A 227-nucleotide genomic window follows, 5' to 3' on the forward strand; every position below is an offset into this window, starting at 1 on the left:
GCAAATAAAAGGGCAAACAACCAAAACAACTACTGCGCTTTACATTCATACCACGTCAAATTATGCCTAAAGGACTGACGTTTGAGCTTAAATCGTTCCTTGTACTCGTTGAGCTAACTGGACGAATAATACGAGAGGATAAACGCGTGCATATTGATATTATAAATCTTCATTTGCTAGAATGGCTTAATATATCCCCTGAAAACTAAAACCTCTCAGTAAAACTA

Annotated in this window: 1 pseudogene; it reads left to right on the plus strand. The window is 36.6% G+C overall.

Going from position 1 to position 227, the window contains the following annotated elements:
• Positions 1-8: 8 nt before the first annotated feature.
• Positions 9-206: pseudogene (locus V6260_RS18820) on the plus strand (transposase); the annotation flags it as partial.
• Positions 207-227: the final 21 nt, after the last annotated feature.

The organism is Pseudoalteromonas aliena (assembly GCF_038155085.1).
GTDB classification, from domain to species: Bacteria; Pseudomonadota; Gammaproteobacteria; order Enterobacterales; family Alteromonadaceae; genus Pseudoalteromonas; species Pseudoalteromonas aliena_A.